The organism is Falsiphaeobacter marinintestinus (genome assembly GCF_007923355.1).
GTDB classification, from domain to species: domain Bacteria; phylum Pseudomonadota; class Alphaproteobacteria; order Rhodobacterales; family Rhodobacteraceae; genus Phaeobacter_A; species Phaeobacter_A marinintestinus.
This window is the reverse complement of sequence record NZ_VOGO01000004.1, coordinates 305,564-323,142: the sequence shown is the minus strand read 5'-3', so window position 1 is coordinate 323,142 and position 17,579 is coordinate 305,564. Positions and strand designations below refer to the sequence as shown.

General features: G+C 57.7%; 18 protein-coding genes. 7 read left to right on the top strand and 11 right to left on the bottom strand.

Features of this window, described 5'->3' with window-relative positions:
- The 4 genes from FOY56_RS11280 (at position 1) to FOY56_RS11265 (ending at position 3,836) form a co-directional block, all read left to right on the top strand.
- Complete coding sequence (locus FOY56_RS11280) at positions 1–1,095, top strand: ABC transporter permease (protein WP_146345939.1); 1,095 nt, start codon at positions 1–3, stop codon at positions 1,093–1,095.
- Positions 1,095–2,060 carry an ABC transporter permease gene (locus FOY56_RS11275; RefSeq protein ID WP_146346037.1) on the top strand — a complete coding sequence of 322 codons (966 nt, stop codon included), beginning with the start codon at positions 1,095–1,097 and terminating at the stop codon, positions 2,058–2,060. The genes FOY56_RS11280 and FOY56_RS11275 overlap by 1 nt, the downstream gene beginning before the upstream one ends.
- A 90-nt stretch (positions 2,061–2,150) precedes the next feature.
- On the top strand, positions 2,151–3,074 hold the full coding sequence (locus FOY56_RS11270) for a sulfite exporter TauE/SafE family protein (protein WP_146345938.1): 924 nt from the start codon (positions 2,151–2,153) through the stop codon (positions 3,072–3,074).
- Positions 3,075–3,077: 3 nt separating this feature from the next.
- The gene (locus FOY56_RS11265) at positions 3,078–3,836 is read left to right on the top strand and encodes a TIGR02186 family protein (protein ID WP_146345937.1); all 759 of its coding nucleotides are present in this window, start codon (positions 3,078–3,080) and stop codon (positions 3,834–3,836) included.
- Here FOY56_RS11265 and FOY56_RS11260 read toward each other — a convergent pair.
- The 6 genes from FOY56_RS11260 to FOY56_RS11235 form a co-directional block, all read right to left on the bottom strand.
- A complete protein-coding gene (locus FOY56_RS11260; protein ID WP_146345936.1) occupies positions 3,833–5,359 on the bottom strand; it encodes an ATP-dependent DNA helicase in 1,527 nt (508 codons plus the stop codon). The genes FOY56_RS11265 and FOY56_RS11260 overlap by 4 nt on opposite strands.
- Before the next feature lie 42 nt (positions 5,360–5,401).
- The gene (locus tag FOY56_RS11255) at positions 5,402–6,040 is read right to left on the bottom strand and encodes an acyl-homoserine-lactone synthase (RefSeq protein ID WP_146345935.1); all 639 of its coding nucleotides are present in this window, start codon (positions 6,038–6,040) and stop codon (positions 5,402–5,404) included.
- A 79-nt stretch (positions 6,041–6,119) separates the two neighbouring features.
- The gene (locus FOY56_RS11250) at positions 6,120–6,839 is read right to left on the bottom strand and encodes a helix-turn-helix transcriptional regulator (RefSeq protein ID WP_146345934.1); all 720 of its coding nucleotides are present in this window, start codon (positions 6,837–6,839) and stop codon (positions 6,120–6,122) included.
- Positions 6,778–6,993: a hypothetical protein gene (locus tag FOY56_RS11245; protein ID WP_146345933.1), complete on the bottom strand. Its 216-nt coding sequence runs from the start codon at positions 6,991–6,993 to the stop codon at positions 6,778–6,780. Before FOY56_RS11245 ends, FOY56_RS11250 begins: the two co-directional genes overlap by 62 nt.
- A 213-nt stretch (positions 6,994–7,206) precedes the next feature.
- Positions 7,207–8,493 carry a crotonyl-CoA carboxylase/reductase gene (ccrA, locus tag FOY56_RS11240; RefSeq protein ID WP_146345932.1) on the bottom strand — a complete coding sequence of 429 codons (1,287 nt, stop codon included), beginning with the start codon at positions 8,491–8,493 and terminating at the stop codon, positions 7,207–7,209.
- A 111-nt stretch (positions 8,494–8,604) separates the two neighbouring features.
- Positions 8,605–10,017 carry a 1-acyl-sn-glycerol-3-phosphate acyltransferase gene (locus FOY56_RS11235; RefSeq protein ID WP_146345931.1) on the bottom strand — a complete coding sequence of 471 codons (1,413 nt, stop codon included), beginning with the start codon at positions 10,015–10,017 and terminating at the stop codon, positions 8,605–8,607.
- A gap of 136 nt (positions 10,018–10,153) precedes the next feature.
- On the opposite strand from FOY56_RS11235, the gene FOY56_RS11230 reads away from it, so the two are divergent.
- The 3 genes from FOY56_RS11230 to deoD all read left to right on the top strand — a co-directional run bounded on the left by FOY56_RS11230 (position 10,154) and on the right by deoD (position 13,290).
- Positions 10,154–12,133 carry a methylmalonyl-CoA mutase family protein gene (locus FOY56_RS11230; RefSeq protein WP_281288821.1) on the top strand — a complete coding sequence of 660 codons (1,980 nt, stop codon included), beginning with the start codon at positions 10,154–10,156 and terminating at the stop codon, positions 12,131–12,133.
- Between the two features lie 106 nt (positions 12,134–12,239).
- The gene (locus FOY56_RS11225; protein WP_146345929.1) at positions 12,240–12,560 is read left to right on the top strand and encodes an H-NS histone family protein; all 321 of its coding nucleotides are present in this window, start codon (positions 12,240–12,242) and stop codon (positions 12,558–12,560) included.
- A gap of 22 nt (positions 12,561–12,582) precedes the next feature.
- The gene (gene deoD / locus FOY56_RS11220) at positions 12,583–13,290 is read left to right on the top strand and encodes a purine-nucleoside phosphorylase (RefSeq protein WP_146345928.1); all 708 of its coding nucleotides are present in this window, start codon (positions 12,583–12,585) and stop codon (positions 13,288–13,290) included.
- Between the two features lie 97 nt (positions 13,291–13,387).
- Here the strand turns inward: deoD and FOY56_RS11215 are convergent, their stop codons facing one another.
- The 5 genes from FOY56_RS11215 to FOY56_RS11195 form a co-directional block, all read right to left on the bottom strand.
- On the bottom strand, positions 13,388–14,236 hold the full coding sequence (locus FOY56_RS11215) for an urea carboxylase-associated family protein (RefSeq protein WP_146345927.1): 849 nt from the start codon (positions 14,234–14,236) through the stop codon (positions 13,388–13,390).
- Positions 14,237–14,617: 381 nt separating this feature from the next.
- Positions 14,618–14,770 carry a hypothetical protein gene (locus tag FOY56_RS23580; RefSeq protein WP_186766315.1) on the bottom strand — a complete coding sequence of 51 codons (153 nt, stop codon included), beginning with the start codon at positions 14,768–14,770 and terminating at the stop codon, positions 14,618–14,620.
- 359 nt (positions 14,771–15,129) lie between these two features.
- The gene (locus FOY56_RS11205) at positions 15,130–15,909 is read right to left on the bottom strand and encodes a succinate dehydrogenase iron-sulfur subunit (protein WP_146345925.1); all 780 of its coding nucleotides are present in this window, start codon (positions 15,907–15,909) and stop codon (positions 15,130–15,132) included.
- A 2-nt stretch (positions 15,910–15,911) separates the two neighbouring features.
- The gene (locus tag FOY56_RS11200; protein ID WP_146345924.1) at positions 15,912–16,751 is read right to left on the bottom strand and encodes a sulfotransferase family protein; all 840 of its coding nucleotides are present in this window, start codon (positions 16,749–16,751) and stop codon (positions 15,912–15,914) included.
- Positions 16,748–17,575 carry a hypothetical protein gene (locus FOY56_RS11195; protein ID WP_146345923.1) on the bottom strand — a complete coding sequence of 276 codons (828 nt, stop codon included), beginning with the start codon at positions 17,573–17,575 and terminating at the stop codon, positions 16,748–16,750. Before FOY56_RS11195 ends, FOY56_RS11200 begins: the two co-directional genes overlap by 4 nt.
- Positions 17,576–17,579 lie beyond the last annotated feature (4 nt).

Sequence of the window (17,579 nt, the reverse complement as noted above, 5' to 3'; positions counted from 1 at the left end):
ATGGACAAGATGCCTCATTGGGCCGACGTCGTCCTGATCCCGCTTATCAGCCTGATCCTGGCGGCAATCCTGTCGGCGCTTGTGATCCTTGCAATCGGAGAGGACCCCGTCGCAGCCGTCAAGATGATGGTGAACGGCGCGTTGGGGTCGACCTATGGCTGGGGGTATACGCTGTACTACGCCACCAACTTTATGTTCACCGGGCTTGCCGTCTCGGTCGCCTTTCATGCGCGGATGTTCAACATCGGCGGTGAAGGTCAGGCGATGCTGGGGGGCCTGGGCGTGGCGCTTGTGTGCCTCTACATCCCTTGGCCACACTGGACGCTGGCGTTGGTGTTTGCGTCACTTGGTGCGGCGGTGTTCGGTGCACTCTGGGCCGCGATCCCGGCCTGGCTGCAGGCCAAGCGCGGCAGCCATATCGTGATCACGACCATCATGTTCAACTTCATCGCGGCGGCTGTTCTGAATTACGTACTGGTCAATCTTCTCAGGCCAGCCCGGTCGATGGACCCGGCCTCTGCAAAGTTTCCCGATGCCGTTCATCTGCCGACCCTGCACGATCTTCTGGCCCCGTTCGGGATCGCGTTTTCCAAGTCAGCCCCGGCCAATGTGACCCTGCTTATCGCTTTGGGTGCCTGCGTGCTGGTCTGGGCGCTGATCTGGCGGACCCGGTTGGGATACGAGATCCGCGCTTACGGCCATTCTGAAACCGGCGCGCTTTATGCCGGGATATCGCCAACAAAAATCATCATGATCGCGATGCTGATTTCAGGCGCGCTGGCGGGCATGATGGCCGTCAACAATGTGATGGGCGAGGCCGAGCGTCTGGTTCTGAACGCGACCGAGGGCGCGGGGTTCATCGGGATCGCTGTCGCGCTGATGGGGCGCAACCATCCGTTCGGCGTGTTCCTGGCCGCCATCCTGTTCGGGTTCCTGTACCAAGGCGGGGCTGAACTGGCGCTTTGGACAAAGATCCCGCGCGAATTGATCGTGGTGATTCAGGCATTGGTGATCCTGTTCACCGGCGCGCTCGATAATATGGTCCGGATGCCGCTTGAAAAGCTGTTCCTTGCGCTGCGGCGGAGAAACGCATGATGGATTTCATGACCCTGATTCAGGTGCTCGACAGCACCGTGCGGTTGGCGACCCCGCTGCTGCTGGCCTGCCTTGCCGGGCTTTATTCTGAGCGCGCCGGGATTTTCGACATCGGGCTTGAAGGCAAGATGCTGGTCGCGGCGTTCTTTTCAGCCGCTATCGCCTATGTCTCGGGCTCGGTCTGGCTGGGTCTGCTGGCCGGGATCGGGGCCTCGATGCTTTTGGCCGGGCTGCATGGGTTGGCGTCGATCACGTTTCGCGGCAATCAGCTGATTTCGGGCGTGGCGATCAACTTCCTTGCCGCCGGGATGACAGTGCTGATCGCGCAAGACTGGTTTCAGCAAGGCGGGCGCACCCCGTCGCTGGCCGGAAATGCCCGGTTCAACCCCATCGAACTGCCCTTTGCCGAGGCGCTCAGCGGCGTTCCGTTCTTCGGCCCAATCTATGCTGAGCTTCTGTCCGGGCACTCGATCCTCGTTTACATCGCCTTCCTTGCCGTGCCCGGCACTTGGTGGCTGCTTTATCGCACCCGGTTTGGCCTGCGCCTGCGTGCCGTGGGAGAAAACCCGGCCGCCGTCGATACCGCCGGTGTATCGGTTGTTGGCCTGCGGTACGCTGCGGTTGGCATCTGCGGGATCCTGTGCGGCATTGCGGGCGCGTATCTGGCCACAGCCCTGCAGGCTGGCTTTGTCAAGGACATGACCGCCGGGCGCGGCTTTATCGCGCTTGCGGCGTTGATCTTTGCCAAATGGCGGCCCTGGCAGGCTATGTGGGCCTGTCTGCTGTTCGGGTTTCTGCAAGCCATCGCGCTGAGGTACCAGAATATCGATCTCGGCGGCGTCGTGATCCCTGTGCAGGTGATGGATGCCTTGCCTTACATTCTGACAGTGGTGATTCTTGCCGGGTTTGTCGGCAAGGCAATTCCGCCCCGCGCGGGCGGTGAGCCCTATGTGAAGGAACGGTAGGTCACTTAAGGTGTGAATTATTTCGCACGGATTTGCTGCGCTGCGTCGTCCATGGTTGCTTTTCCCTAAAGGGGCGGTTTAACAAAGTATATGCAGATCTATCTTCCAATCGCCGAGGTTTCGGTCAACGCCTTCCTGCTTCTCGGGTTGGGCGGATTGGTGGGCATTTTATCCGGCATGTTTGGCGTCGGCGGTGGCTTTTTGATGACGCCGCTGCTGTTTTTCATCGGCATCCCCCCTGCTGTTGCTGTCGCAACCGAAGCGAACCAGATCGTGGCGTCGTCGTTTTCAGGGGTCCTCGCGCATTTCCGACGAAAATCCGTCGACATAAAAATGGGGATGGTCTTACAGGCCGGCGGCCTGATCGGCGCTGCTTTGGGCGTTGTCGTCTTCAACTATCTCAAAAAGCTTGGCCAGGTCGATCTGCTGGTCATGCTGTGCTATGTCGTCTTCCTGGGTGTTGTCGGCGCGCTGATGTTCATCGAAAGCCTGAATGCCCTGCGCCGGTCGCGCAAAGGTGGTGCAGGTGCCAAGCCGAAACGCCGCCAACGTGGCTGGATCCATGCCCTGCCGTTCAAGATGCGGTTTCGCACCTCGGGCCTTTATATTTCGGTCATTCCGCCGATCATCGTCGGCATTGTCGTGGGTATTCTGGCCGCGATCATGGGGGTCGGCGGCGGGTTCATCATGGTGCCCGCGATGATCTATATTCTTGGGATGCCAACGAAAGTGGTTGTCGGCACGTCCCTGTTCCAGATCATCTTCGTGACAGCCTTCACCACGATGTTGCACGCCACAACGAACTATACCGTCGATATCGTGCTTGCGGTTTTGCTGCTGATCGGCGGCGTGATCGGTGCACAAATCGGCACCCAGATCGGCGTGCGGCTAAAGGCCGAACAGTTGCGCATCCTGCTGGCCATGATGGTGCTGGTGGTCTGCGGAAAACTGGCGCTTGATCTGCTTCTGCAACCCTCCGAGCTGTTTACGCTTGGCGCAGCAGGAGGGCACTAAAGCATGTTGCGCTGGCTTGCCCCCCTTCTTTTGATCCTGCCAATTATGGCATCGGGTGAAGAGGTCGTATTGGGCCTGTCCCGTGACACCGTGTCGATCACCACCAGTTTTGACGGGTCCGAAATCCTGATCTTCGGCGCGGTCAAACGTGAAATACCGATCATCGACCCACCGCTTGAGGTGGTGATCACCTTGGCAGGCCCGTCTGAACCCGTGGTCGTGCGCCGCAAGGCACGTCGGTTGGGCATCTGGGTCAACACGGATGCGGTCGAGGTCGATGCCGCGCCCAGTTTTTATGCCGTGGCAACCAGTGCACCTTTCGATCAGGCCCTGCGTGACATCGAAGACCTGCGCCACAAGGTATCGATCAACCGCGCCATACGCTCGGTCGGGGCCCCGTCCAACATCACGGACAGCGAAAGCTTTACCGAAGCTGTGATCCGCATCCGCAGTGACTCTGGGCTCTATCAAACACTTGAAAACAAAGTGTCGTTTGACCAGCAAACCCTGTTTCGCACGTCAATCGCCATGCCCGCCGATCTCAGCGAGGGCGATTATGTGACCCGTATCCTGTTGACCCGCAGTGGAGAAGTCGTGTCGGAATATGAAACCACCATCGATGTGCGCAAAGTCGGGCTTGAACGGTGGCTGTACAATCTGTCCCGCCACCAACCCGTGCTGTATGGCCTGATGTCGCTGGCCATCGCTATCGCCGCCGGGTGGGGCGCGTCGGCGGCGTTCCGGATGCTGCGTAACAGCTAAATCTCTTCGGTTTCCAGCGTCAACGGCGCGGCCGGAACCCTAAGGTCATCGACGCGCAACTGGTCCTTTGGCTTGGACAGTCGGTTTCGCACCACCCAGATCAAACGGTCCTGCGCCCGCGTGATTGCTACATAGGCCAGCCGTTTCCACAGTGGTTGACCGGCTTCCACCCGCCCCATGCGCGCCGCGACAAACAGGTCGGGCGCAAAAACCTGCACCGTATCCCACTGGCTGCCCTGCGCCTTGTGGATTGTCACCGCCGCGCCGTGCAGGAACGTCGCGCCCATGCGGGCGGCAAACGGGATAAACGGTTCTTCTTCGTCCGGCTTTTCGATCTTGATGATCGAGGCTGCGCTGACTTGCGGGTCTTCGGCCCCGATGACGTGCAGCCGCGAAAACCCTTGCCGTTTGCCTGCGCCCAGGTACACGACCTGAGCGCCCTTGATCAGCCCACGGGCTTCCAGATCCAGCCGTTTCTTGCGGTGTTTCAACGGCAACTCAATGCCGTCACAAATCAGCGGTTCGCCTGCCAAAAGCGCGTCTTCCGGTGCTTCATAGACTGATCGGAACGCGTTGATCAGCCGAATCCGCGTGGCATTGCGCCAGACCAGAACCGGACTGCGCGCCATCAGATCAACCTCGACCCGCTGCCCCCAGACAACGCGCTCATCCTTCTTGGAAAAGTCTTCGATCATACGCTCGAAGTCCTGAAACTCCAGTTGCGGATCGGCCAACGCATGGGCCAGATCGAGGATCGGATTGTCGGCGTTCTGACGGTGGATCCTGTGCAGTTCCAATCTGCGCGGTCCGGTCAGGCTGTCAAACACCATAGCACCGGATTGGTTCACGGGTGCAAGCTGTGCCGGATCGCCGAACAGCACCAGGTTGGGAAAGATTTCCTGCAGATCGGCCATCTGGCGGTCGTCCAACATCGATGCTTCGTCGACAAACCCGATATCAAGCGGATCATCCCGGCGCTTCCATCCGGTGATGAAATCCGACCCCCGCAAGCCAGCAGCCGCCAAGGCACCGGGGATAGATTTGTTCTGTTCATAGAACGCCGCGGCCCGGTCCAGTGCCTGATCGGTCAGGCCCTCGACCTCGGGGCGTTCACCGTTTCCGGCCAGCCATTCAGCGATACGCTCGTATTCCGGGTCATAGACAGGTGTATACAGAATGCGGTGGATCGTAGTGGCCGGCACACCGCGAAACCGCAGCACACTGGCCGCCTTGTTGGTTGGCGCAAGAATGGCCAAAGTCCGACGATCTTTGCGTTTCTTGCCCTCGTAGTCGCCAGACACGACATCGACACCAGCGTTTTCCAGCGCTTTGTACAGCTCACTCAAAAGCAGTGTTTTGCCAGAACCGGCCTTGCCGATAACCGCTGCCACGCCAATTCCGGCCTCGCGCGGTGGCTTTAACAGGGCGTCGTCCAGATCGACACCGGCCTGCCGCAGCATATCGGAAATGCTGTCAAAGGCCGTTGCCTGATCGTCGGAAAAAGTAAGCTTGGGTGCCGTCATGGCGCGACCCTACAAGGGCTGCCCGGACGGCACCAGACGGATCTACCCGGTTTGTGCAAAGCGTGGCGCGGCGTCGTTGCCAAAATCGCGCGTAAACCAAAGCCGCGACAATTCAGGCGACACTCCGGCCCGTTGTGCGATATGGTTTCGGGCCTCTTGCGTGAACTCCCAAAGGCCAACGCTTATCCGGTCGCGCCCTTCCCCTTCCGAGCCAAGAACCTCGGGCGACGACCCGATCGCGCGATATATCCGCACCATCCGGGCATCGAACACACCAACAAAATGCCGGATGCCAAAGCCTGTCATGATCTCGCCCCCGCCCAGCATCAGGGCCGCCGCCACATTGGCCTTGGCCCCGCGCGCGAGGCAGAAACGAGTGCATTCCCAGATCAGCGGGCTAACCACCGGGCCACCGCCCGTCAGATGTCCGAACACGTCGTTGACCATGGTTCGCCCCGTGGTGGGCAAGAACCGCATCGATCCGCCGTGGCGGCCGTCCGGTTCTTCCCAGATCACGTAAAGCGGGTTCAGATCGTCATAATCGTCGCGTTCTTCACCGTTCACATCAACCCTGACATCCCACTCCAATCGGGTGCGAAACTGGTCGGCGCGATCGAGAAACATCGTGCGGCCAAGTTTGGGAAATTGAGTCAATTCATTCGCATAAATGTAACGCAGCATGAGCTTGTCCCCTTGTCGTCCTGCTGCGTCAGACTTGGGCAAAAATGGTTAATATACGGTCAGCGCGGCGCGCGTCCGGTTACACGACGATCAATCCACGGCTCATCGCGCGAGCAATCGCATGGGTTGTGTTCAACGCTCCCAACTTGAACCGAGCGCTTTCAATATACACGCGAAGCGTGTGTTCTGAGATCGACAACGTGTCCGCCACCTGAGCCCGGTTATAGCCCATCGCCAGCAACGTTATCGAATCCACTTCGCGTGGGGAAAGTGCACGGGCAGGTTCGGGCTGGCGACCGGTTTCAAACTCCAGAGCCTTTCGGTTGAAGAAATGGCCAATCAGGATCAGGTCCCGGTTGTTGGCCTCGGCAAACTCTGCCCATGCGTCATCGTCACAGGTATGGTTGACGGTAAACAGTGCAAATTGCCCGACCGGGCCGCGGATCGGGATCGAAAACCCCTGGTTGCCAACGCCGTGGGCCAGAGCATCCGAAAGAAACTGTCTGGCAGCCTTTCCCGACCAATCCAACTGCTTCCAGTCAACTGGGTGAAACCTTTGAAAACAACCGACAATAACCGGATCAATTCGGATATAGTTCTGGGCGACATAGTGGTTGACCCACGCCTCGCAATAGGTGCCGCATCCATATTGCTCCCCGGCACTGTCGACCCAGTGATAGACGATATGATCCACCCGGAACGCATTGCGCAGTTTCTCAGCAATGTTCTGCAGACCATCAAGCGCTGTGGTGGCGTCCAAGTCCTCCAGTATCTGGTCCAAGTCGACCCTGTTCACCATCAGTTTTCGCCAGCGCCTTTTCTTGCTTTGACGCGATTTCGGCGGCGGCGATCAGCGTGGTGTCATCCAGCTGTTCAGCCAAGGCCCCTAGGTCGTTTGCACTGGCAAATGTCTTCAGGTCCGCCAACACATCAAGTATCCAGTCATGTTGCATTTTTAGCCTCGCCCCGAAGTGGTTAATGAAAGATTAACACAACCATAGCAAGAATATATATGATGTGAAATTCACTGCTTTCCACTCCCCAGATCCGGTGAGGGGCAGGAAACTAACCCCCTGAGAATTCACCTGTCACATCCTCGAAATGGAAAACGCCCGCGAATCAGCAAGGTGATTCGCGGGCGTTGATTTCGTAAAATGGCGGGTCAGTTAACCGCGCGCATCCAAAACCTCTTCCAGCGTGCGCAGGCCAGTCTTGGGCGACTGGACAAGCACCGACATGTTGCCCGGCTTGTGTTCGTTGCGCATCATCTTCATGTGCGCTTCGCGCAGGTCATCCCACGAGAACACTTCGGACATGCACGGATCAAGACGACGCTCCAACATCAGCTGGTTGGCTGAAGCGGCCTGCTTCAGGTGCGCAAAGTGCGAACCCTGCAAACGCTTCTGGTGCATCCAGACATAGCGCACGTCAAAGGTCAGGTTGAAACCGGTGGTTCCGGCGCAGATCACAACCATGCCGCCCTTTTTACAGACGAAAGACGACACCGGGAAAGTGGCTTCGCCGGGGTGTTCGAACACGATGTCGACGTTGTTGCCTTTGCCGGTGATCTCCCAGATCGCAGCACCAAACCGGCGTGCTTCCTTGAACCATGCGGCGTATTCCGGGGTGTTGACTGTGGGCAGTTGACCCCAGCAGTTGAAGTCCTTGCGGTTGATGACGCCCTTGGCGCCAAGCCCCATGACAAAGTCCCGCTTGTCTTCATCCGAGATCACGCCAATGGCATTGGCACCTGCCGTGTTGATCAACTGGATCGCGTAAGATCCCAGACCGCCCGACGCGCCCCAGACCAGGACGTTCTGGCCCGGCTTCAGTTCGTGCGGGTGATGGCCAAACAGCATCCGATAGGCGGTCGCCAGCGTCAGGGTATAACAGGCGCTTTCTTCCCAGGTCAGGTGCTTGGGACGCGGCATCAACTGCTGAGCCTGAACGTTGGTGAACTGCGCAAACGATCCGTCCGGGGTTTCATAGCCCCAGATCCGCTGGCTGGGCGAATACATCGGATCGCCGCCATTGCATTCGACGTCGTCGCCGTCGTCCTGATTACAGTGGATCACGACTTCGTCGCCCACTTTCCAGGATTTCACTTTTGATCCCACGGCCCAAACGATACCCGAGGCATCGGAACCAGCGATGTGATAAGGGGCCTTGTGGCCATCAAACGGTGAGATCGGCTGACCAAGCGACGCCCAGACGCCGTTATAGTTAACCCCTGCGGCCATCACGAGCACGAGAACTTCATGGCTGTCCAGAACGGGCACATCGACCACTTCAAGCTGCATGGCGGTATCCGGTTCGCCGTGACGCTCTTTACGGATGGCCCATGAATACATCTTCTTGGGTACGAACCCCATCGGAGGGATTTCACCCATCTCGTAGAGGTCTTTTTCCGGTGCCTCATACGATACAACATCGTTATTGTTGTCCAAAGCCATCGTGGCCTCCTGTAAAAAAAGGTTGTCGCCGCAACGCAGAATCGCGGTGTTCAGGATGAAATATTGCCCACCACGCAACAATGCAACATCAATTATGCTGATTTTGTAATTTTATGACCCAGCAGGCGCAGAAATTTCCTTCGCAACCGCAGCATCGCCTTCCGGAACGCTGGGCATCAGATGCCGGATCGAATTGGCATAGTACCTAAGTACCGGTTCTTGCCCGGCAACCGGGCTAAAAAGCCCCTCGCCTTCCACAACAATGCCGCGCTCAGTCAGATCGCGCAGCGCGACTTCGACAGTGTATCCCCGGCTACCACGTGGAAGATGCACATAGGTATCTGGTATCTGCTTGAGCAGTGTGTTCAGCCTGCGCTCCAGTTCAATCCGGCTGAGGGGGCCGGTCCTGAGCATCATCCATGCAATCAACGGCACCGGCAGGATCGGGGTCAGCCCACCAATCTGGCGCATCAGGCTGCGGGCCAGCAGCCGTGACACATCCCCCTCGGTTTCGCTGCGCATCTGTTTCAACGAAACCGGAGCGCCAAAACTGACGCCGGCAAAACCAAACCGGTGATACCTGCCGGTGATTCGCAACCAGACCTGATGCAATGCCTGTCCGGTGATCACGCCAATCCGCGCATCAAACCGGCGTTTCTTGTCTTTTGCTGCGCTGATCAGAATTCGATCTTCCAACACATGATCGTAATTCAGGGCGACCGGGACAAATACGACGTCGCGACCATCCATCTGGTGCGCGTCGACGATGTATTTCAGCAGACCCAGTTTGGCGGGCATCAGGGCACCGCTTTGGCTTAGCCCGCCTTCGGGGAACATCGCTTGCGTCACCCCGGCCTGCGTGGCCAGTCGCACGTAACACGACAGCACTTTGCGATAGAGTTCATTGCGGGATTTGCGGCGAATAAAGAAAGCCCCCATTGCGCGGATCAACCGGCTGAGCGGCCAGACCTGCGCCCATTCGCCCACTGCATAAGACAACGCAGAACGTTCTGCCGCCAGATAGGTCACCAGGACATAGTCCATGTTGCTGCGGTGGTTCATGACGAAGACCACAGTCGCGTCTCGGTCAATCTTGCCCAAAGCCTCTTCATCCAGATGCCACAATCGCACCCGGTACAGCGCATTTGACAGGATCCGTGCGGCGCGAATCGCAAAGCCGAAATAGGCCGAGGCCGAAAAGGAGGGCACGATTTCCCGCGCATATCGGCGGGCTTCTTCAAAGGCGACATTCTCGGGGATACCCTGTGCCGTGGCATGTTCAGCCACAGCCTGTGCAACAGCGGGGTCATATATGATGCGTTGGATCATATCGAACCGGCGGGCCAGCTTGAACGGTTGGATTGGCCGGTCCAGGTTTTTGTTCAGGCGCGACACAGCCTTTTCCAACCGGCGCCGAAAAAACCACCGCACCGACGGAATCAACATCCTGTCGAGCGCTGCGATTGCAGCAAAGCCTAGAATCAGAAGCAGCAGCCACAGCGGCATTTCGACGGATTGCGTCATGGGCGCACCGTGCCATCAAATGGACGCGACGACAATCTGAGTTGTTGGCCGCAATGCCGCGCCGCAGCGAATTGACAACCGCACAAAATTGCGCTTTAGAGCGTTGAAGCGAAATATTATTACCGACGCCTGTTACGTGAGGTCCCCGATGACGCAGACGCAGAAAGATCGCCCCTGGTTGATCCGCACTTATGCCGGTCACTCGACCGCCAAAGCATCGAATGAACTGTACCGGAACAACCTGGCCAAAGGTCAGACCGGTCTGTCCGTGGCCTTCGATCTGCCAACGCAGACCGGATACGACAGCGATCATGTGCTGGCGCGTGGTGAGGTCGGCAAGGTCGGTGTTCCGGTCAGCCATCTGGGCGACATGCGCGCGTTGTTCGACCAGATCCCGCTGGAACAGATGAACACGTCGATGACGATTAACGCGACTGCGCCGTGGTTGCTGGCACTCTATATTGCCGTGGCTGAAGAACAGGGTGCGGATGTGTCCAAACTGCAGGGCACGGTGCAAAACGACCTGATCAAGGAATACCTTAGCCGCGGCACCTATGTCTGCCCGCCCAAACCGTCGTTGAAGATGATCGCCGACGTGGCCGAGTACTGTTATACTAACGTGCCCAAATGGAACCCGATGAACGTGTGTTCCTATCACCTGCAAGAGGCTGGCGCGACGCCCGAGCAAGAGCTTTCATACGCTCTGGCCACGGCCATCGCGGTTCTGGACGAATTGCGCCCTCGCGTTCCTGCCGAAGACTTCCCCGCGCTCTGCGGCCGGATTTCGTTCTTTGTGAATGCGGGCATCCGGTTCGTGACCGAGATGTGCAAGATGCGTGCTTTTGTCGATCTGTGGGACGAAATTCTGGAACAACGGTATGGTGTCGAAAACCCCAAATTCCGCCGCTTCCGCTATGGCGTTCAGGTGAATTCGCTTGGATTGACCGAACAACAGCCCGAAAACAACGTTTACCGCATTCTGATCGAGATGCTGGCCGTGACCCTGTCGAAAAAGGCCCGCGCCCGCGCCGTGCAGCTTCCTGCCTGGAACGAAGCCCTTGGCCTGCCCCGTCCGTGGGATCAGCAATGGTCGATGCGGATGCAGCAGATCATGGCGTTTGAAACCGACCTGCTGGAATATGACGACCTGTTCGACAACAACCCCGCCGTTGATCGCAAGGTTGAAGAGTTGAAGGACGGCGCCCGCGCCGAGCTGGCCAACCTTGACAGCATGGGCGGCGCGATCTCATCCATCGAATACATGAAATCCCGCCTTGTAGATTCAAATGCCGAGCGTCTGAACCGTATCGAGGCCGGAGAAACCACTGTTGTGGGGGTCAACAAGTTCACCACGACCGAACCATCGCCGCTGACAACCGGAGACAGCGGCATCATGGTCGTCGACCCGGCTATGGAGCAGGATCAGATCGACCGGTTGAATGGCTGGCGGACCGAACGTGACGATGCCGCCGTGACTGCCACGCTGACCGCGCTGCGCGAGGCTGCGAAAACCGGTGCAAACGTCATGGAGCCGTCAATTGCTGCCGCCAAAGCTGGCGTTACCACCGGCGAATGGGCCGAAGAGATGCGCAAGGTCTATGGCACCTATCGCGGACCGACTGGAGTGTCGGGATCGGTTTCCAACAAGACCGAAGGGCTGGACGACATCCGCGCCGCCGTTGATGCGGTTAGCGACAAGCTGGGCCGCCGTCTGAAATTCCTTGTCGGCAAACCGGGCCTGGATGGACATTCCAACGGGGCCGAACAGATCGCGTTCCGCGCTCGCGATTGCGGGATGGACATTGCCTATGACGGAATCCGTCTGACACCTGAAGAAATCGTGGAAAACGCCCAAAAAGACGACGCCCATGTTGTCGGACTGTCAATTCTGTCAGGCAGCCATGTACCGTTGGTCGAAGAGGTCATGACCCGTATGAAAGCCGCCGGTCTGACGCATATTCCGGTGATTGTCGGTGGCATCATTCCAGATGACGATGCCGAGAAACTGAGGAAAATGGGTGTTTCGAAAGTCTATACTCCGAAGGATTTCGAGCTCAATACGATCATGACCGACATCGTTACTTTGGTCGATCCGGGAAAAATAGCAGCCGAGTGACCGGTTACGTGTCAGATTGCCGCTGATTAGCGTCACCAAATTCCCTATTGTCGTTTCTAATGCCGCGAACTATTTCGCGCATTAGACAATGATAAGGGAGTCTAAAATGGCGATTAATCTCGACGCCATGTCACGCAAAGAACTAATTCAACTAAAGAGTGACATCGACGCGGCGTTGAAATCTGCCGAAGTTCGTGAACGCAAAGAAGCGCTGAAAGCAGCCGAGTCAGCAGCTGCTGAATTCGGGTTTTCTTTGGACGAACTTTCTGGTGGTACAAAAACGCGTGCAGGTAAAACCACTAAATCTCCGGCGAAATACCGGAATCCGGCAAACCCGGAAGATACCTGGACCGGTCGGGGTCGCAAGCCCCGCTGGGTGCACGAAGCCATTTCCAACGGTGTCGACATCACCGAACTGGAAATCTGATCAAGGCGCGTAGAGACAAAAATTGACCATTCATATTGGAGCCAAACCCGGCGATATCGCGGAAACCGTGTTGATGCCGGGCGACCCTTATCGGGCGAAATGGGCCGCTGAGACTTTCTTGACCGACGTAAAGTTAGTCAACGAAGTCAGAGGCATGCTGGGATACACCGGCATGTGGAATGGCAACAGGGTCACGATACAGGGCAGCGGTATGGGGATGCCGTCCTTATCAATCTACGTAAACGAACTGATCCGCGATTATGGTGCAAAGCAACTGATCCGGATCGGATCCTGCGGCGGGATGCAGGATCATGTGAAGGTGCGGGATATCATTCTCGCAATGACCTCAACATCGATCAGCACTCCGTCCAAAGGCATTCTGCGCGAAGTCAATTTCGCGCCTTGCGCCGATTGGCAGCTTTTGGAACGGGCGGCAAAAGCCGCCCGCGAAAAAGGCGCTGACACCCACATCGGAGGGATCTACTCCTCGGATGTGTTCTATGACGAACGTCCTGACCTGAATGAACAGATGGTGCGTCATGGCATTCTGGGTGTCGAAATGGAAGCGGCAGAACTCTATACTCTGGCAGCACGCCACGGGTGTAGGGCTTTGGCGGTTCTGACAGTGTCCGACCATTTATTAACCGGCGAAGCGCTTCCCTCGGACGAACGTGAGCGGGGTTTTGCCGATATGGTCGACATTGCGCTGAAAGCTGCTTTCGACAGATAGCCACCAAGAAACGCTCTGACGCCTCCAAGCGTCAGAGCAAACAAACCTGTTTTCCCCGTTTTCAGTCACACGTTAACGATCTGGTACCGTTTCGTGGTCACAACCCATGTGTACGGTCATACTGATTCAAATTCGGTGCCTTCCAGCCATCCAGTGCCTCGGCCGGCGGTTCAAAAATTTCGACCAAAAGCGGGAAACACGCTGCCGTATCGCTTGAATGTTCAGACGAACAATCTCCACCCGGACAAGCGCTCAACCCGCCCAGCAAATCGATTTCGGCAAAGAAATCCAGATGGTCCCCGGGCCGTACAGGGCTGGCCTTCATGAAATACTGTCCGGTGTCGCGAGTGAACCCGGTGCACATGAACACATTCAACACATCATGGACATGCGGTTCGGCCTGATCCGTCGCAACCCCCAGGTGGTTCCCCAGCGCCCGCGTCAGGTTCGAATGGCAACAATGGTGGTATTGCGATCCTGACAACAGGTTGCCGGTATAAGGGTCGCAGCGCGTGCCAATCACATCATGCACTGACCCTCCGAACGCATCCATCCCGTACCAGTCCAAGGTATCATCGATGATCGTCGCCATCGGCCGCAAACTGGGAAAGCTGCTCCACATCCGCTCACCTGTTGTCAGATGCGTGCCATGCAGCGCCCGTGTTTTGCCCGAATAGAACCGCTCGGACAGGTCATTGGCATTCCACAGATTCAGGTCGCCCACCTGCGGCCCTTCAACCGATGAGATCCGAAAGAAGTGGCCCTGCGGCACCGTAAAGCATCTGGCGTCCCGCGCGGGAACCAGAACTTCGTCCGTCTTGACTGCCCCAGACCGCGCTGAACGGTACAGATCAATGTCAACTTGAGGCAAAGTGTTATTGGGATAGCAAATCACTGGGGCAAGGGCGCGTCGGGCTTGTGCGTCTTCTGGCGGGTCATACGTCATGCGGATCATCCTTTGTGTCAAAAGAACCGAACCGTATTTGGACGCTTTTGGGAAGGGCGTTTACGTGATCAGCCCCGGTCACGGGGCAGCGCACCACAGTGGCGCGGAGTTTCCCCGATAGGGCACCGCGCCTGCGCCCCACAGGACGCACAGGCAAACTTTCGGGTGCCATCGCCGTCCGCCGAGCGATCTTCCCGCCAACGGCACGCACGCGTAAGGGTTGTGGTCCGGTGACGCCAGTATGAATACACAAAGACGCCCACAAGCAGGATCAGAAGCAGGGTCGGCATAGGTCCGTTATCGTAGCCTCTTCTCAGGCATGCAATGCAAAGCGCCCCAGCATCCGATGCCAGGGCGCTTTTATATGCCTGGGCAAGGCGGTCAGGCCGCGTTGTGGTACTGGAACAAGACCAGTTGGCTTGCGTCGATCACAGACTTTGGCATTGGCTCCGGCAAGTAATAGGACCATGCTTCTTCCAAAAGCCGCAGGGCTTCTTTTGCTGGGATTTTCTTGATGGGTTGCACGTTCTTCATGGGTTGCTCCGGAGTTTCGGACACCCTCCCTTGATGCCCATCTAACCCCGGACCGGGCCGCCGACACCCCCCATTTGTGCAGAACCGTATTGCAGGTTTTGCATCTCAGGAAAAAATCCGACGCCGGACATTAATCAGCGAAATTCGGAAACTCCGAAACCGAACATTCAATCATTAGGCACTCCTGCCGAGATACCGGAATGGTTGTTTCCTCATTTTTTGAGTCACTTGATATATTGGAAATGGAATTCATTATTAGCCACTCCCATAAAGGGCCGCGGCCGGACAAGGTGCCAAACAAAAAGAAAATCCCGCGCCTTTTTCAAAGCGCGGGACCAAGTTTCAATTCAATGTGTCGGTCAGACTGTGCGTTCGACCATCATCTTCTTGATCTCGGAAATCGCCTTCGCCGGGTTCAGACCCTTTGGGCAGGTCTTGGCGCAGTTCATAATCGTGTGGCAGCGATACAGCTTGAACGGGTCTTCCAGTTCGTCAAGCCGCTCACCCGTGGCCTCATCTCGGCTGTCGATAATCCAGCGATAGGCGTGCAACAGCGCGGCTGGCCCAAGATACCGATCACCGTTCCACCAATAGCTGGGGCACGATGTCGAGCATGAGGCGCACATGACGCATTCATACAGACCATCCAGTTTCTTGCGGTCTTCGATCGACTGCTTCCACTCTTTTGCGGGGCGGTTGGTTTTGGTTTCCAGCCACGGCATGATCGATGCGTGCTGCGCATAAAAATGCGTCAGATCCGGGATCAGGTCCTTCACCACCGGCAAATGCGGCAACGGATAAATCTTCACGTCGCCCTTGATCTCGTCCAGGCCATAGATACAAGCCAGCGTGTTGATCCCGTCGATGTTCATCGCGCAGGATCCACAGATGCCTTCGCGGCAGGACCGCCGGAAAGTCAACGTCGGATCAATCTCGTTCTTGATCTTGATCAGCGCGTCCAGAACCATCGGGCCGCACTTGTCCATATCGACGAAATAGGTGTCGACGCGCGGGTTCTGCCCGTCATCGGGGTTCCAGCGATAGATCTGGAACTTGCGCAACGTCCCGGCGCCTTCTGGCTTGGGCCAGGTCTTACCCGTTACTACTCTCGAATTCTTGGGCAGCGTGAACTCGGCCATGGTCAGGACTCCTCGGTCTGCGGTTCTTGCGTTTCTGATTTCGGCTGATAATTCAGCCGATCGATCCAGGTTTTATCGGTCTCATAACCCAGCGTGATCAGATCGTCGCCATGACGCTCAAGATATAGCTGAGCTGTTGTCGGCGGCAGGGCCGTGACCCATTGCGCGGCTTTGCCCGACTTGACGTGTGTTTTTGTCCGGCCACCGGAATGGCCACCGAACAGGGAATTCTTGACGAAGATCTCGCAGCTTTTCTGCACTTCTTCGTCGTTAAAGCCAAAGGACTTCAGCACCTGCGTGAACAGCGCGCAGTCTTCGTCGCCGATCAGATCCTCATACCGCAGGTCCAGCGCACGGGGGTTTTCAGCATCCCACTCCAGCATCTGTGTGAGGGTCTTCAGGTGCATCTCGCCCATTTCAAAGGCCAGCTTGTCATCCAGCGTCGCCAGACCCTGCATATGCGCCTGATAGGTCTTGCCGCCCAGATCGGGGCGTTCTTTGAACAGGAACTTCTCGGTCTGCATCTCGGTCGATTCGTGATACCGCGCGCCCGACAACAACACGTCACGCGGATCGCGGATCAGGTGGAACAGGCGCGCATCGGGACGATTGCGCAGCTCGGGCGCAAACCGACCGGCCCAGTTGACCACGATGACGCGGCCCGTATCGGGCACCCGGCCCCATTTTTCCGGCCGGTGAACGCCGATCATCGGAATATCCAGAAGCTGCCCTATCTCGCGAAACACGCGGCGCATCCAGACAGTTCCGGTCTTGTGATGCGTGCCCACGCACAGGACGCGCGGCTCTGTCATCGTCTCGGCATTTTGCTCGGTCATGGTCATCCCGGCACCTCGTCCGACTGAAACAGGGCTTCGCTGTCAAGGATCAGTTTGGCCACCTTGCGCCGTTCTGCGCGGGGCAATTTCGCCCCGTTCACCCGGCGCAAGAATTCAAGCGCCCCAGGGCTCAGGCTTTCATTGCGGCTGCCGCTGACCGGGTTCAGGCTTGCCAAAACAGGCTCGGACACGCCGCACAGGCGCAGCAAGCGTTGGCCAGGGCGATCCCGTTCAGGTTCGTCTTCGACCTTCAGGAAGGTCACGCGATCCGCGCCGACCTGCGCCGCGACGCGCGCCTCAAGATCGGCCCACGTCCCGCAATCAGCCGTCTGCTGCAAGAACGTTTCGCGAGTTTCGGCGTAAGAATCTGACCGGACGGCCTGATTGTAAACGCTGTTTTTCCACCCGGCCATGTCACGCGTGTGAAACACATAGTGCGTCTTGAACGGCGCGAGATGTGCGTCCAGCAAACCAAGGATGTCTTCCAGCTTGGGGTACAGTGTCACCACCCCATCCCGGCCCAGCATCGCGCCTGGCAGGTTTTCGTGCGACAGCAAGGCGGGCTTGCTGCCCTGCTCCAAAGCCTCCCGCATCTGGTCGATCAGACCCGTGAACGAAGCTTCCGGTTCATCCCCCAGACTGTACAGCGCGGCGGATCGCCCAAGGTTGCGCATCAGCGATCCCTTGACCGGCGTCTGGATATCAAGTTGCGCCGACAGCGCATCCCGGTTTTTCTGGACAAAGTGATGGAAAGCGGTCGACGCGGTTTTCTGAACACCACAATGGATGATCACGCGCCGGGCCGCTGTTCTGTCCGTGTCCTGTGCCAAACGG

What these genes read in the sequence shown, in the direction of transcription:
- FOY56_RS11280 (WP_146345939.1), top strand. Translation starts at nt 1, where the DNA reads ATGGACAAGATGCCTCATTGGGCCGACGTCGTCCTGATCCCGCTTATC.
- FOY56_RS11275 (WP_146346037.1), top strand. Translation starts at nt 1,095, where the DNA reads ATGGATTTCATGACCCTGATTCAGGTGCTCGACAGCACCGTGCGGTTG.
- FOY56_RS11270 (WP_146345938.1), top strand. Translation starts at nt 2,151, where the DNA reads ATGCAGATCTATCTTCCAATCGCCGAGGTTTCGGTCAACGCCTTCCTG.
- FOY56_RS11265 (WP_146345937.1), top strand. Translation starts at nt 3,078, where the DNA reads ATGTTGCGCTGGCTTGCCCCCCTTCTTTTGATCCTGCCAATTATGGCA.
- FOY56_RS11260 (WP_146345936.1), bottom strand. Translation starts at nt 5,359, where the DNA reads ATGACGGCACCCAAGCTTACTTTTTCCGACGATCAGGCAACGGCCTTT.
- FOY56_RS11255 (WP_146345935.1), bottom strand. Translation starts at nt 6,040, where the DNA reads ATGCTGCGTTACATTTATGCGAATGAATTGACTCAATTTCCCAAACTT.
- FOY56_RS11250 (WP_146345934.1), bottom strand. Translation starts at nt 6,839, where the DNA reads ATGGTGAACAGGGTCGACTTGGACCAGATACTGGAGGACTTGGACGCC.
- FOY56_RS11245 (WP_146345933.1), bottom strand. Translation starts at nt 6,993, where the DNA reads ATGCAACATGACTGGATACTTGATGTGTTGGCGGACCTGAAGACATTT.
- ccrA (WP_146345932.1), bottom strand. Translation starts at nt 8,493, where the DNA reads ATGGCTTTGGACAACAATAACGATGTTGTATCGTATGAGGCACCGGAA.
- FOY56_RS11235 (WP_146345931.1), bottom strand. Translation starts at nt 10,017, where the DNA reads ATGACGCAATCCGTCGAAATGCCGCTGTGGCTGCTGCTTCTGATTCTA.
- FOY56_RS11225 (WP_146345929.1), top strand. Translation starts at nt 12,240, where the DNA reads ATGGCGATTAATCTCGACGCCATGTCACGCAAAGAACTAATTCAACTA.
- FOY56_RS11215 (WP_146345927.1), bottom strand. Translation starts at nt 14,236, where the DNA reads ATGACGTATGACCCGCCAGAAGACGCACAAGCCCGACGCGCCCTTGCC.
- FOY56_RS23580 (WP_186766315.1), bottom strand. Translation starts at nt 14,770, where the DNA reads ATGAAGAACGTGCAACCCATCAAGAAAATCCCAGCAAAAGAAGCCCTG.
- FOY56_RS11205 (WP_146345925.1), bottom strand. Translation starts at nt 15,909, where the DNA reads ATGGCCGAGTTCACGCTGCCCAAGAATTCGAGAGTAGTAACGGGTAAG.
- FOY56_RS11200 (WP_146345924.1), bottom strand. Translation starts at nt 16,751, where the DNA reads ATGACCATGACCGAGCAAAATGCCGAGACGATGACAGAGCCGCGCGTC.